Origin of the sequence: Hymenobacter sp. 102, from assembly GCF_049949205.1 — a bacterium.
Taxonomy (GTDB): Bacteria; Bacteroidota; Bacteroidia; order Cytophagales; family Hymenobacteraceae; genus Hymenobacter.
Map to the genome: position 1 here is coordinate 3,724,540 of NZ_CP188172.1, position 13,022 is coordinate 3,737,561.

12 protein-coding genes and 1 tRNA gene are annotated in these 13,022 nt (G+C 55.4%); 5 read left to right on the plus strand and 8 right to left on the minus strand.

The window, feature by feature from the left end; translation table 11 throughout:
* Nucleotides 1-111: 111 nt before the first annotated feature.
* Nucleotides 112-1,920, minus strand: coding sequence for a translational GTPase TypA (typA, locus tag ACN19L_RS16050; protein WP_426490484.1), 1,809 nt, complete (start codon nt 1,918-1,920; stop codon nt 112-114).
* Nucleotides 1,921-2,176: 256 nt separating this feature from the next.
* Here typA and msrB point away from each other — a divergent pair, with 256 nt between their 5' ends.
* From msrB to ACN19L_RS16065, 3 genes are all read left to right on the plus strand, one after another.
* Entirely contained in the window at nt 2,177-2,746 is a 570-nt protein-coding gene (gene msrB, locus ACN19L_RS16055) for a peptide-methionine (R)-S-oxide reductase MsrB (protein ID WP_426490485.1), read from the plus strand.
* 182 nt (nt 2,747-2,928) lie between these two features.
* The gene (locus ACN19L_RS16060; RefSeq protein WP_426490486.1) at nt 2,929-3,723 is read left to right on the plus strand and encodes a DUF3050 domain-containing protein; all 795 of its coding nucleotides are present in this window, start codon (nt 2,929-2,931) and stop codon (nt 3,721-3,723) included.
* 76 nt (nt 3,724-3,799) lie between these two features.
* Nucleotides 3,800-4,135, plus strand: coding sequence for a hypothetical protein (locus ACN19L_RS16065; RefSeq protein WP_426490487.1), 336 nt, complete (start codon nt 3,800-3,802; stop codon nt 4,133-4,135).
* Nucleotides 4,136-4,226: 91 nt separating this feature from the next.
* Here ACN19L_RS16065 and ACN19L_RS16070 read toward each other — a convergent pair whose 3' ends face one another.
* Nucleotides 4,227-4,856 carry a hypothetical protein gene (locus tag ACN19L_RS16070; protein WP_426490488.1) on the minus strand — a complete coding sequence of 210 codons (630 nt, stop codon included), beginning with the start codon at nt 4,854-4,856 and terminating at the stop codon, nt 4,227-4,229.
* A 257-nt stretch (nt 4,857-5,113) separates the two neighbouring features.
* Here ACN19L_RS16070 and metG point away from each other — a divergent pair, with 257 nt between their 5' ends.
* Nucleotides 5,114-7,159 (plus strand): methionine--tRNA ligase, encoded by a 2,046-nt coding sequence (gene metG, locus ACN19L_RS16075; protein WP_426490489.1) that lies wholly within the window; start codon nt 5,114-5,116, stop codon nt 7,157-7,159.
* Nucleotides 7,160-7,242: 83 nt separating this feature from the next.
* Here the strand turns inward: metG and ACN19L_RS16080 are convergent, their stop codons facing one another.
* The 3 genes from ACN19L_RS16080 to ACN19L_RS16090 all read right to left on the minus strand — a co-directional run bounded on the left by ACN19L_RS16080 (nt 7,243) and on the right by ACN19L_RS16090 (nt 9,108).
* Nucleotides 7,243-7,719: a hypothetical protein gene (locus tag ACN19L_RS16080; protein ID WP_426490490.1), complete on the minus strand. Its 477-nt coding sequence runs from the start codon at nt 7,717-7,719 to the stop codon at nt 7,243-7,245.
* Nucleotides 7,720-7,755: 36 nt separating this feature from the next.
* Nucleotides 7,756-8,325, minus strand: a complete 570-nt coding sequence (gene pth / locus ACN19L_RS16085; protein WP_426490491.1) for an aminoacyl-tRNA hydrolase — start codon at nt 8,323-8,325, stop codon at nt 7,756-7,758.
* Nucleotides 8,326-8,535: 210 nt separating this feature from the next.
* Nucleotides 8,536-9,108, minus strand: a complete 573-nt coding sequence (locus ACN19L_RS16090; protein ID WP_426490492.1) for a 50S ribosomal protein L25/general stress protein Ctc — start codon at nt 9,106-9,108, stop codon at nt 8,536-8,538.
* Nucleotides 9,109-9,343: 235 nt separating this feature from the next.
* Here ACN19L_RS16090 and ACN19L_RS16095 point away from each other — a divergent pair, with 235 nt between their 5' ends.
* A complete protein-coding gene (locus ACN19L_RS16095; protein ID WP_426490493.1) occupies nt 9,344-10,417 on the plus strand; it encodes an acyltransferase family protein in 1,074 nt (357 codons plus the stop codon).
* A gap of 82 nt (nt 10,418-10,499) precedes the next feature.
* On the opposite strand, the gene ACN19L_RS16100 is transcribed toward ACN19L_RS16095, so the two are convergent.
* The 3 genes from ACN19L_RS16100 to ACN19L_RS16110 all read right to left on the minus strand — a co-directional run bounded on the left by ACN19L_RS16100 (nt 10,500) and on the right by ACN19L_RS16110 (nt 12,846).
* Nucleotides 10,500-11,561 (minus strand): DUF6340 family protein, encoded by a 1,062-nt coding sequence (locus ACN19L_RS16100; RefSeq protein ID WP_426490494.1) that lies wholly within the window; start codon nt 11,559-11,561, stop codon nt 10,500-10,502.
* A 100-nt stretch (nt 11,562-11,661) separates the two neighbouring features.
* Complete coding sequence (locus ACN19L_RS16105) at nt 11,662-12,591, minus strand: ribose-phosphate pyrophosphokinase (RefSeq protein WP_426490495.1); 930 nt, start codon at nt 12,589-12,591, stop codon at nt 11,662-11,664.
* Between the two features lie 182 nt (nt 12,592-12,773).
* Nucleotides 12,774-12,846, minus strand: a tRNA-Gln gene (locus ACN19L_RS16110).
* Nucleotides 12,847-13,022 lie beyond the last annotated feature (176 nt).

The window sequence follows — 13,022 nt, forward strand, 5'->3', positions numbered from 1 at the left end:
GGCGGTTGCCTCATACGTAACCGCACTGGGCCACGTATGTGCTAACCAGGGCCAAAACAAAAAGGGAGCAGCCACCGGCCACTCCCTTTTATCAAAATTATCTGCTGCGAGTTAGTCTACTTTCTTGGCAGCACGCAGACGCTCGTTCTCGTCGAGCAGGATTTTGCGCATCCGCACCGATTTCGGGGTTACTTCCAGGTACTCATCCTTCTGGATGTATTCCATGGCTTCTTCCAGCGAGAACTGACGCTTGGGCACGATTTTCACGTTTTCATCCGAGCCCGAGGCGCGCATGTTGGTGAGTTTCTTACCTTTCTGGATGTTGATGGTCAGGTCGTTGGGGCGGGTGTGCTCCCCGATAACCTGGCCGGCGTACACTTCCTCACCCGGATCAACGAAGAACTCGCCGCGGTCCTGCATCTTGTCGATGGTGTAGGCAGTGCCGGCACCGGTGTCCATCGAAATCAGCGAACCGGAGATACGGCCGGGAATTACGCCTTTATAGGGCTCGTAGGCCGAGAAGCGGTGGTTCATGATGGCCTCACCGGCGGTGGCGGTCAGCACGTTGTTGCGCAGGCCAATCAGGCCGCGGGCCGGAATGTTGAACTCCAGGTGCTGCAGGTCGCCCTTGGGCTCCATGATGGTCAGCTCGCCTTTGCGCATCGTCACCAGCTCAATCACCTTACCGGCCGTTTCCTCCGGTACGTCCACTACCAGGTGCTCGATGGGCTCCAGACGGTTGCCGTCTTCGTCCTCCCGGAACAGTACCTGGGGCTGGCCTACCTGCAACTCGAACCCTTCGCGACGCATGGTCTCGATAAGTACCGACAAGTGCAGAATACCCCGGCCGTACACCAGGAAGGTGTCCTCACGGTCGGTTTCCTTCACGCGCAGGGCCAGGTTTTTCTCGGTTTCCTTGAACAGACGGTCCCGCAGGTGGCGCGAGGTCACGAACTTGCCTTCCTTACCGAAGAAAGGCGAGTTGTTGATGGTGAACAGCATGTTCATCGTCGGCTCGTCGATGCTGATAACCGCCAGGGCCTCGGGGTTTTCAGCGTCGGCCAGCGTGTCGCCAATGTCGAAGCCTTCGATGCCGGTTACGGCGCAGATTTCGCCGGAGCTCACCTCCGCTACCTTGTTTTTGCCCAGGCCTTCGAATACCTGCAGCTCTTTAATTTTTACTTTCTTGATGGTGCCGTCACGCTTAATCAGGCTCATGTTAGCGCCTTCTTTCAGCGTACCGCGGTGCACGCGGCCAATGGCAATCCGGCCCACGAACGACGAGTAATCGAGCGAGGTAACCTGCATCTGGGGCGTACCGTCCAACTGGGGAGCCGCCGGGATGGAAGCCACCACGGCGTCGAGCAGCGGAATGATGCTGTCGGTTTTCACTTTCCAGTCGGTGCTCATCCAGCCCTGCTTCGAGGAGCCGTACAGGGTCACGAAGTCCAGCTGGTCTTCGTTAGCTCCCAGGTTGAACATCAGGTCGAATACCTGCTCGTGCACCTCGTCGGGGCGGCAGTTTTCCTTGTCCACCTTGTTCACCACTACAATGGGCTTCAGGCCCAGGTCGATGGCTTTGCCCAGCACGAAGCGCGTCTGGGGCATGGCACCTTCGAAGGCATCCACGAGCAGCAGTACGCCGTCGGCCATCTTCAGAACCCGCTCCACCTCGCCGCCGAAGTCGGCGTGACCAGGGGTGTCGATGATGTTGATTTTAACGTCCTTGTACCGTACTGATACGTTTTTGGAGACGATGGTGATGCCCCGCTCACGTTCCAGGTCATTGTTGTCCAGAATCAGGTCGTCGAACTGCTGGTGCTCGTCGAACAGCTTGGAAGCGTGAATGATCTTGTCCACGAGCGTCGTCTTGCCGTGGTCAACGTGGGCGATGATGGCGATATTGCGAATGTTCTGCATACAAAGGGTTTTCCGGGCGCAAAGGTACGGAATGAAACTGGCAAAAGCGCGCAGTAATGAATTGTTACTGAGAGAGGAAGAAACTTCGGGCGAGAAGACAGACAACTTATTGTCCCCCTGTGGTTCCCGGAAGTATAGGCAATGGGCTATTTATGGCGGAGAAGGCCGAACTGTAGTCCGGCTCCGTATGTTCTGTCAGCGGCCCGGTTTTGGGCTGGCTTTCTGGTTTTCGTTTATCTCAGACCTCTCGTTTCGCATGCGGTTTCCCCTTCTGATTCTGTTCTTCTCAGTGCTGACCTTAAACTCGGCCTGCTCCCAGAAAAAAAATGATGCTAAAATGGATTTGGCCGATTCGCCCCGGCCGGTAACCAATCCGTCGGCCGCCGCCAAAGCCTATCCCAAGGCAAAACCTGCCACCGGCCGGCCCGATGAGTTTCCGGTGCGTAAATCGGACGCGGAATGGCGCAAGCAGCTGACTTCCGAACAGTATTTTATCCTGCGCCAGGAAGGCACCGAGAAGCCCTACAACAATCCTTACTGGGACAACCACGCCAAGGGTAACTACTACTGTGCCGGCTGCCATAACCTGCTGTTTTCCTCGGCTACCAAGTTTGAGTCGGGCACGGGCTGGCCGAGCTTCTGGGCCCCGGCCTCCGAGGCCAGCCTGAAAGTGGCTACCGACAAAAGCCTGGGCATGACCCGCGACGCCATCATGTGCGCCCGCTGCGGTGGGCACCTCGGTCACGTCTTCGACGACGGCCCCAAGCCCACCGGCCTGCGCTACTGCATGGATTCTTACGGCATGGTGTTCGAGCGGGCTAAATGAGTTGGTTGTTTCTAGTTGTCAGTGGCTCGTCTGCTTATACGCCCTGTCACTGACACCTAACAACCAGTAACTAGCAACTACCCTAATTTTGCGCTGGCCCGCTGGCGACCCGCGCCAGTGGGCCATTTCGTTTGTTGTACCAGTGGAGCCTGCGCTCTGCTGTACTTTTTACCCTCCGTTCTATGTCAACCCAAGTTCATTCTGATTCCATTGCTGAGCTGCAGCGGGCTTTGGCCCCGGCACGCGAGCAGCTGGTAGCACACAGCGTGTACCAGTCGTTGCACTCCCTTGATGATCTGCGCGTGTTCATGCAGCACCACGTGTTTGCCGTGTGGGACTTCATGTCCTTACTGAAGGCCTTGCAGCGGGAGCTTACCTGCGTGGAAATTCCGTGGGTGCCGCGCGGTAACGCCGCCACCCGCCGCCTTATCAATGATATTGTGCTGGAAGAGGAAACGGACGTGGACCCCGAAGGCCGCCCCGCCAGCCATTTCGAGCTGTATTTGCGCGCCATGCGGGAATGCGGGGCCGATACGGCCCCCATTGAGCGGCTGCTGGCAGCATTGGCGGCTGGTCATACCGTAGCGGAAGCGTTGGTAGAGGCCAACGCGCCCGCTTCGGTGCAGGAGTTTGTGCTGGGCACATTTGCCATCATTGAGTCGGGCCGGCCCCATGCTATTGCGGCGGCTTTCACTTTTGGCCGCGAAGATGTGATTCCCGACATGTTCCGCCATTTGGTGGCCGACCTCAACTTCCGCTTCCCCGGCCAGCTCGATACATTCAGCTACTACCTCAACCGCCACATTGAGCTGGATGAGGAGGTGCACACCCCCCTGGCCCAGCAAATGGTGCGCGACCTGTGCGGCCAGGATGCCCAGCGCTGGCAGGAAAGCCTGGATGTAGCCACGCACTGTATGCAGGCCCGCGTGGGCCTCTGGAACGGTATTCAGGCCGATTTGCACCTGATTCACGGATAACGGGCCAACTCCGGCTGCCGATTCACGTTAAACCAGGCAGCCCGTCCGCACCGGACGGGCTGCCTGGTTTTTTGCTATGAAACGGCTGTTGATTTTACCCGCTCTTGCCTTGCTGGCAGGTGCCTGCACCACCTCCGAAACGATAGGGGAGGAGGCTGCCGTGCAGCGCCCACCCACCCGCATCGTCACCGACGCCGACCGGCAGGCCGCCTACAATAGCAACGCCGGCTACGGTGGCTCCGTGCCCGATGCCACGCCCGGTCGGGTGCCCATTCGGGAGCAGGCCAGCGGCATCAATTCCCGCAAGCGCCCCGAAACGCTCAACACCAACGACAACAACACAACGACGCCGGAAACCCGCATGCGCCGCGTCAACGGAGCCCCTGCCGATACCCTGCGCCTGCCCCGGTAAACTTTTAGTGCCGGTATGCTAGTGCCAGCTAAACCCGCAACGCCCGATTTCCATCTGGAAATCGGGCGTTGCGGGTTTAAGCGTAGACAACTTATTGAGTGGCTTCTGACGCAGTATCGGGTGTTGAAGCAGTGGCGGGAGCCGCCGCTTTGGCCGCTGAGCGGGCCGGCCGGGCCGCTGGTTTACCGGCGGTGCTGGTGGGCTTACCGGCGGGCTTGGCTGCTACCGGGCGGGCGGGCGCGGGCTTGGCGGCAGGCCGGTTAGCCGTACGGTTGCGGGCCGGGGCTTTCGCTGCAGCTGTGCCGGCACTGTCCGTGCTGGCGGAGTCGGTTGCACCGGAATCCGTTGAGATGCTGTCGGAGGCGGCGGGCGTACCGGTTTCATGGCGGCTGACAATGGTATGCAGAGCCTGCTCGAACAGGTGCTCCATATCAGTATCCAGGCGGCGGGTGGCGTCTTTCACTACCTCTTTCAGCTTGGCTTTCGTTTCTTGCCGGATGCGCTTCACCACTTCGTTGATGCGGCCATCCAGCTCTTTCTGCAGCTGCTTGGCGGCTGTTTTCAGTGCCTTCTTCTGCGTTGACTTTTTGCTGGCTTTCGAGTCCTGAATGACGGAAGTAGTCGATTCGGCTGCTTTGGCGGCTTTGCGTTGGGCTTTTTCGGCGGCATTCTGCTGCTTACGGGCCTTTTTGTCCGGCTTTTCTTGGTCGGTGTTCTTCATGGCTTGAAAAATGGGAGGAGAGGTGTAAGCTTCTCTACGCAAAACTCCGCGGTAGGTGAGCGAAATATAGAAGGATTACTAGATGAAATTTAGGATAGCTATATTATGATTTACGGCCGGCGGGCTCCATCCCAGGAAACAACCGGGCATGCGTAATCGGTTTAGTACAGACCGGCTGCCTAATTCCTCTTTATTCCTTGTTCCTTTGCACTCCCGTTGCCGGTTTCGGCGGCGCTTACACTGCTTTTTCGCTTACTATGTCCTCTCTGCCCAAGCGCTATACCGTAACGGCCGCGCTGCCCTACGCCAACGGCCCCGTGCACATCGGCCATCTGGCCGGCGTGTACCTGCCCGCCGATATCTACGTGCGCTACCTGCGCGCCCAGCAGCGCGACGTGAAATTTATCTGCGGCTCCGATGAGCACGGCGTGCCCATCACCATCCGGGCCCAGAAGGAAGGCGTGACGCCCCAGCAGGTGGTGGATAAGTACCACGCCATCATCCGCGACTCGTTTCAGGAGTTTGGCGTGTCGTTCGATATCTACTCGCGCACGTCCTCTAAAACGCACGCCGATGTAGCCAGCGGCTTTTTCAGGAAGCTCTACGAGGAAGGCAAGTTCATCGAGCAGACCTCCGAGCAGTACTATGATGAGAAGGCCGACCAGTTTCTGGCTGACCGCTACATCGTGGGCACCTGCCCCAACTGCGGCAACGAAAACGCCTACGGCGACCAGTGCGAGAAGTGCGGCACCTCGCTCAGCCCCACCGAGCTGATCAACCCCCGCTCCATGCTCTCGGGCAACCACCCCGTGCTGCGCGAAACCAAGCACTGGTACCTGCCCCTGGATCAGTACGAACCCTGGCTGCGCGAGTGGATTGTGGAAGGCCACAAGCAGGACTGGAAAGCCAACGTGTACGGCCAGTGCAAATCGTGGATTGACCAGGGCCTGCACCCCCGCGCCGTTACCCGCGACCTGGACTGGGGCGTGCCCGTGCCGGTGGCCGGGGCCGAGGGCAAGGTGCTCTACGTGTGGTTTGATGCGCCCATCGGCTACATCTCGGCCACCAAAGACCTGCTGCCCGATACCTGGGAAACCTACTGGAAAGACCCCGAAACCAAGCTGGTGCACTTCATTGGCAAGGACAACATCGTGTTCCACTGCATCATCTTCCCCACGATGCTCAAGGCCCACGGCGACTATATCTTGCCCGATAACGTGCCCGCCAACGAGTTCCTGAACCTGGAAGGCGACAAAATCAGCACCAGCCGCAACTGGGCTGTGTGGCTGCACGAGTACCTGCAGGATTTTCCCGGCCAGGCCGACGTGCTGCGCTACGTGCTCTGCGCCAACGCCCCCGAAACCAAGGACAACGACTTCACCTGGAAAGACTTCCAGGCCCGCAACAATAACGAGCTGGTGGCCAACCTCGGTAACTTCGTGAACCGGGCCGTGGTGCTCACTCACAAGTTCTTCGAGGGCAAAGTACCCGCCGCCGTAGGTTTCACCACCGAGGACGAGGACGTGCTGCGTCAGCTGCAGGAGTTCCCGGCTCGTATTGGCGAGCTGATTGACAACTACCGCTTCCGCGACGCGCTGAACGAGCTGATGAACCTCTCGCGCCTTGGCAACAAGTACCTGGCCGATCAGGAGCCCTGGAAGCTCATCAAAACCGACGAGGCCCGCACCGGTACCGTGCTGCATGTGTCGCTGCAGCTGGCCGCCGCCCTCGTAACGCTGCTGGAGCCTTTCCTGCCCGAAGCCGCCGCCCGCCTGGGCCGGATGCTGAACACCGAGAAAGGCCCCTGGTCCCAGGCCGGCCGCCCCGATGCCCTGCCCGCCGGCCACCAGCTGGCCGAAGCCGCGCTGCTGTTCACCAAAATCGAGGACGCTACCGTGGAAGCCCAGGTGCAGAAGCTGCTCGACACCAAGAAAGCCAACGAGCTGGCCGCCGCCGTAGCCGCTCCCGCCAAGGACGACGTGAGCTTCGAGCAGTTCCAGCAGATGGACCTGCGCATCGGCACCATTGTGGCCGCCGAGAAGGTCGCCAAAACCAAAAAGCTGCTCAAACTCAGCGTAGACCTCGGTTTCGAGGAGCCCCGCACCATCGTCTCGGGCATTGCCGAGCACTTCCTGCCCGAGGCCCTCATCGGCCAGCAGGTGCAGGTGCTGCTCAACCTCGCCCCCCGCGAAATCAAAGGCATCCAAAGCCAGGGCATGCTCCTGATGGCCGAAAACGCCGACGGCGTGCTTAGCCTCATGCAGCCCAGCAGCCCCGTGCGCCCTGGTTCCGGCGTAGCGTAGGAAGCCTGTCATTGCGAGCGGAGCGAAGCAATCCTTCCTCCGCAACGTGCCAAGCTTGGAGTAAACAGAAAGCCCCTTGCGGACTAACGCAAGGGGCTTTCTGTTTGCAGATTAAAAAGGGTGTCAAATTCCAGCGGAGTTACATCAGTTAAACCCCAGTAAAGCATTTTAAAATTTGATACACTACCCCGTTTTAAGTATATCCGCGCTATACTTATTGGGTCAACCTGTTTCCCTTCTTTGATAGATAGTATGGGAACGACGTAACTGTTGTAAAGCACTTTTCTTTTAATGCTCCAATCAACAGTGTAGCTTTCGATAATGAACTTAGCCATAGCTAGGCCGAAACAGCACATGAGTTTATCCTTCGTCTCAAGGTCGATACTTTTCTTTCGGATACACTTTGCTACTTGTGTATAGCCGTTGGAGCAATCTTCAATGTTTCTGAAGGGAGTTTCTATCCCGGTAATTGCTGCTAAGGGACCCAAATAAAATGAGCTCTCATTCAGAAAATTTGGCATTTCTGAAGCGTAGTCCTCAATCCATTGCTTGAAAGCCATTGTGCAGCTGCTTAACTAGTTGTGATATAAAGGATATTATTTTACGTTCACCACGTTCATGGCCCGCTCTACGCCCAGCGCGCCAAATGCCAGCACCGCCTCGGCGGCTTTTTCCAGGCGGCTTTCCAAGTCGATTTGCTCGTCGGCGGAGAAGGGGCTAAGCACGTAATCCACCTGCCGGCCCTTCGAGAAGCTGGAGTCGATGCCGAAGCGCAGGCGGGCGTACTCGTCGGAACCCAGGGTTTCCTGGATGTGCTTAAGGCCGTTCTGGCCGCCGGCCGAGCCTTTAGCTTTCAGCCGCAGCTTACCGAAGGGCAGGGCTAGGTCGTCGGTGACGACCAGCATGTTTTCTTTGGTCAGCTTGAGCGTGCTCAGCCAGTGGGCCGCCGCTTTGCCGCTCAGGTTCATGTAGGTAGTGGGTTTCACCAGCACGTAGGTGTGGCCCTTGTGCTTGATTTCGGTGGTGAAGGCGTGGCGGCCCAGCTGCCAGGGCGCGGCGTCGTGCTTGCGGGCCAGGTAGTCGCCCACCATAAAGCCCACATTGTGGCGCGTATCGGCATATTCCGGCCCGATGTTGCCCAGGCACAGCACAAGAAACTTGCTCACGGATTTGTAGCGGATTAGAGTCGGATTTTTGCGGATTTGGTAGCCGAAAGATATTCAGCCCGCCGCAATCAAACAGCACGTAACGGATGCCCCGTGCCTATAAAAAAAGGCTGCCCTGCGAACAGGACAGCCTTTTTAATAAGATTATTCCAGAAAATCGTCCGCGAAATCCGTAGAAGTCCGACGCTGATCCGAAAAAATCCGTGAGCCTTATTTGTCAGCCTGCAGCTGGCCTTTGAGGGCACGCGGGATGGTAACGGTGGCAATGGGAGCCAAGGCGTTGGTGAGGATGGTGTAGCCTTTGGGCTCCACTTTGTTCACCTTGATGGATTTACCGAGGCCCAGGTCCGAAATGTCCACTTCCACGTAATCGGGCAGGTTTTCGGGGGTAGCCTTTACTTTGATTTTACGCAGCTTGCTAACCAGCTTGCCACCCGCCAGTACGCCCGGCGAAACGCCTACGTACTTCACAGGAACTTCCATCTTCACTTCTTTGCCATCCTGCAGCTCCAGGAAGTCAACGTGCAGCAGCATCTCGTTCACGGGGTGGAACTGGGCATCCTGCACGATGGCGCGACGGATGTCACCTTCAATGTTCAGCTCTACTACGTGCACCTCGGGGGTGTACAGCAGCTCGCGGAACAGGATGGCCGGAACGGAGAAGTGAACTTCGTCGGCACCGCCGTACAGTACGCAGGGAACGTACGAGTCGAGGCGGAGCGCCTTGGCGTCCTTCTTACCGAGATTCGCTCTTTTAAACCCTACAATCTCGAGGCTTTTCATAAACGTGTGCTTTTGAGGAAAAAAACGCTCACCTACAGCAGGCAAACGGGCCGCAAAGATAGGTAGATAATCCGGAAGTTTAAAAGTGCCTATTGAAGAATTTTATTCAAAGGTGGCTTATAGAGTGTGTTATATATATCAAACATATACCTTTGTGCTTGATGTTAATATACAAACACGTTTCTGTAAGAAATTAATATAAAACGCATGAATCAAAAAAAATATTAATTCGCATTTGAATAGATTATATGAGATAGATGTTTTACGCTTTCTAGCAGCTATATCAGTTGTTTTTTACCATTTTACATACAGGGCTTATCAATCAGATAATCTTAGTCCAATAAATTACCAATTTTTAGGAAAAATCACGCGATATGGATGGTTGGGTGTAGAATTATTTTTTGTTATTAGTGGGTATGTAGTGCTTATGTCAGCAGAGCGAAAAACTGTCAGACAGTTTTTTGTCTCTCGTATTGTTAGGCTATATCCGGCATTTTGGATTTCTTGCACTCTAACAGCTGTTATAGTCAAATTATTAGGTGCGCCAAAGCATATATCAGTGTTGCAGGTTCACTTGGCTGATTATCTTATTAATATGACAATGCTAGTTGATTTTTTGGGTAAAGGTGGACGAATAGATGCTGCTTATTGGTCATTAGCATACGAAATAGTATTTTACTTTTTGATAAGTATAATAATTGGATTTAGATTATTGAATAGATTGTCGTTGTTGCTAATGATTTGGTTGGCGTATGTGGCTTTCGTTGGTCCATCGCCAGAAATTCAAACATTGTTCACTAAGTTACTGATTCCGGATTATGCTCCATATTTTATTTCTGGAATGGTTTTCTATATGTTTCAGTATAAGAAAGACGCTGAGTGGAAATTGTGGACATTACTCACTATTAGTTTTGTATTGTGTCTAAGGAGTATGGTCTTTTACAAAGAAGAGCTAGAAAAGAGTTTTCATGATGAAAATGCTTTTTCTTTAAGTGTATTAATTGCTTTTTTGTGTCTAATATTTATAGTATTTTTTATAATAATTAACAGAAAATTCGTTCTTCCTGAAAGGAAATTAATTTCTATAGCTGGCGCGATAACGTATCCGCTTTATTTGATACATGGACACATAGGATATGTAATTTATCAGCACATAGGTGATTTAGTTGATAAGTATGTTTTGCTATTAATCATCGTAATTGCCTTTATTTTTGTTTCTTATATGATTCATATTTTGATAGAAAAGCCTCTTTCTAAGCCATTTCTACAGTTTATTAATAGATGTATAGATAAGTGGATTGTTGCTTAAGTTCATTGTGATTATACTAATTCATTTCAGGTGATGGATTGGTATGTGTCTGCTGTAGCATTGTACAATGATTATTCCGTAATTAGTTAGCGGCTCCCTCCATTTGCTGCTGTACTACTTGCTCGGCCTGCTGGCGGGCCTGCAGCTCCCGCAAATACCCCACGGCGGCGCGGAGGTGGTAGTCATAAGCCGCTTTGCGGGCGTAGTCGATGGCGCCAGGCAGGTCGCCATTTATTTCCTGGGCTACGGCTAAGTTATAGAAGGCGCGACCGGCTATGCGGGTATCAGTGCTGCGGGCGGCCTGCTGCCACATAGTAGCGGCCTGCGTCCAGTCGGTGGCCGCTACCCGCTGCTGAGCCTGGCGCATAAAGTCGTCTTTGCGGGCCCGGGTGTACAGGTCGCGGGATACGGCCACGTAGGAAGGTGCAATACGGCGGGCGTACTGGTCGCCCACTCGCAACGATACCTGCCGGATACAATCTTCGGGGGCGGGCAGGCCGGCCAGCGCGGCCTGATAAGTAGCCCCTTCACTGATCCAGTTGAGGCGGTCTTCCTGCTTAGCCTGGTCCACCACCGTACCCTGGGGGCCGTAGGTGCGGAAGCCGGTTACGACGCGCATGGCCATGTTCACCACCGTTACTTGCACTTTGCGGTCGGGCTTGTCCTTTTCCTTAATAGTGCGCTCTTCCTTTTTCTGTTCCAGCACCATGTCCGAGTCGAAGGCCTCCAGCACCACCAGGCCTTCTACCTGCGAGGTGCGGCACAGCTGCTGCACGTAATCTGGAGCCAGCGGAGGCAGGAAAAACTCCCGGGTGCGACCCTGTAGCTGCAGGTTGGCCGGCGTTACCCGGAAACGGGGACTGTTGCGCACCAGTGATTCACCCACGCTCATGATGCAGGCTTCAGTGCCGGCCCGGTCCACCATGGGGCCTTCGCCGGTGAACACGCCCTCCAGCACATCAAAAAACTTGTCGCGGCGGCTATCTGGCAGCACCCGGCTGGCCGTGGCGATGCGCTGCATATTGGAGGGCATGTGCACGGCCGCCGGGGCCAGGGCCTGCATATGTACCGTGGTGGTGCAGCTGCTGGCCACCAGCGCCAAGCCGAAGCAGGTAGCAGTAGAACAGAGTAAAGAGAGTTTCATAGCAGAAAAATAAAATGCGAAGAGAGGGAACCTTTTACAGCCCCCTCTCTTCAATACCGTGCCAAAGTGGGGCACAAGCCCGATATTCTAACGGTGTAGCCTACACGAACAGTGAGCTGATGGACTCGTGTGACACCACGTTGTGAATGGCCTGCGCAAACAGCGGAGCCAGCGAAATAACCTTGATTTTCGGATTTTGCTGCTTTAGCGGAATCGTATCCGTCACCACCAATTCTTCCAGTACCGAGTTCTGAATTCGCTCGTGGGCCGGCCCGCTCAGCACCGGGTGAGTAATAACGGCCCGTACCGACTTGGCCCCGCGCTCCATCAGCAGTTCAGCGGCTTTGCAAATGGTGCCCGCCGTGTCCACAATGTCATCCACCAGCACCACGTTCATGCCGGTCACGTCGCCAATCACTTGCATGGACGCAATTTCATTGGCCCGTAGACGCATTTTGTCGCACACCACAATTTCGGCCCCGAACTTCTTGGCGAAGGCCCGGGTACGCACCACGCCGCCCACGTCGGGCGAGGCAAAGATCAGGTTATCCAGGTTCAGGCTCTTGATGTAAGGAGCCGTTACGGTGGAGCCGTCGAGATGGTCCACCGGAATATCGTAGAAGCCCTGAATCTGGCCGGCGTGCAGGTCGCAGGTCATCAGGCGGTCGGCGCCCACGCTCTGAATCATGTTGGCCACCACTTTAGCCCCGATGCTCACGCGCGGCTTGTCTTTGCGGTCCTGGCGGGCGTAGCCCATGTAGGGCATCACTACATTTACCTTGTAGGCGGAAGCGCGCTTGGCGGCGTCCACCATCAGGGCCAGCTCCATCAGGTTTTCGGCCGGGGGGTTGGTGCTCTGAATCAGGAATACGGCGCAGCCCCGCACGCTTTCATTAAACGAGGGGCCCAGTTCCGTGTCGGCAAAGCGCTGAATGCTCAGGTCGCCGAGCTGCATTCCGTAGGCGGCGGCAATCTGCTCGCCCAGTTCGTGCGAAGCGTTACCCGCAAAAATTTTAACCTGCTGTGACATGAAAGGGGTGGAGTGAAAAAAGGAAAACAAAAATGTCATCCCAAGCAGCGTGAGGAACTTAGGTTAGCCGCTAACGGGTAACCCAGATTGCTCGCGCTGCGCAGGATGACAAGTAGTGAAAAAGCGAAAGGCGCCGACTCTTCCGGGGGAGGAAGAATCAGCGCCTTTCGCGTTGTGTGAAGTTGTCCGACCAGGGCTCGAACCTGGACTTTCTTGAATCAAAATCAAGCGTGTTGCCGGTTACACCATCGGACAATTTCCCGCTCGGCTGCCGGTGTAAGCGTGCCGTTTGGTTCTGCAAATGTACGGCGGCTTTTATTCCAGGCAAATTTCCGGGCAAAAATTTTTCTTGGCCAGGCGGGTCGGGTGGGGGTGAAAAGGTATTTTTAAACTGATTTTCAGGGGTTCAGATGCGTAAAAAAAAGTTGATG

What these genes read in the sequence shown, in the direction of transcription:
- typA (WP_426490484.1), bottom strand. Translation starts at nt 1,920, where the DNA reads ATGCAGAACATTCGCAATATCGCCATCATCGCCCACGTTGACCACGGC.
- ACN19L_RS16070 (WP_426490488.1), bottom strand. Translation starts at nt 4,856, where the DNA reads ATGAAGAACACCGACCAAGAAAAGCCGGACAAAAAGGCCCGTAAGCAG.
- msrB (WP_426490485.1), top strand. Translation starts at nt 2,177, where the DNA reads ATGCGGTTTCCCCTTCTGATTCTGTTCTTCTCAGTGCTGACCTTAAAC.
- ACN19L_RS16060 (WP_426490486.1), top strand. Translation starts at nt 2,929, where the DNA reads ATGTCAACCCAAGTTCATTCTGATTCCATTGCTGAGCTGCAGCGGGCT.
- ACN19L_RS16080 (WP_426490490.1), bottom strand. Translation starts at nt 7,719, where the DNA reads ATGGCTTTCAAGCAATGGATTGAGGACTACGCTTCAGAAATGCCAAAT.
- ACN19L_RS16105 (WP_426490495.1), bottom strand. Translation starts at nt 12,591, where the DNA reads ATGTCACAGCAGGTTAAAATTTTTGCGGGTAACGCTTCGCACGAACTG.
- ACN19L_RS16100 (WP_426490494.1), bottom strand. Translation starts at nt 11,561, where the DNA reads ATGAAACTCTCTTTACTCTGTTCTACTGCTACCTGCTTCGGCTTGGCG.
- ACN19L_RS16065 (WP_426490487.1), top strand. Translation starts at nt 3,800, where the DNA reads ATGAAACGGCTGTTGATTTTACCCGCTCTTGCCTTGCTGGCAGGTGCC.
- metG (WP_426490489.1), top strand. Translation starts at nt 5,114, where the DNA reads ATGTCCTCTCTGCCCAAGCGCTATACCGTAACGGCCGCGCTGCCCTAC.
- ACN19L_RS16090 (WP_426490492.1), bottom strand. Translation starts at nt 9,108, where the DNA reads ATGAAAAGCCTCGAGATTGTAGGGTTTAAAAGAGCGAATCTCGGTAAG.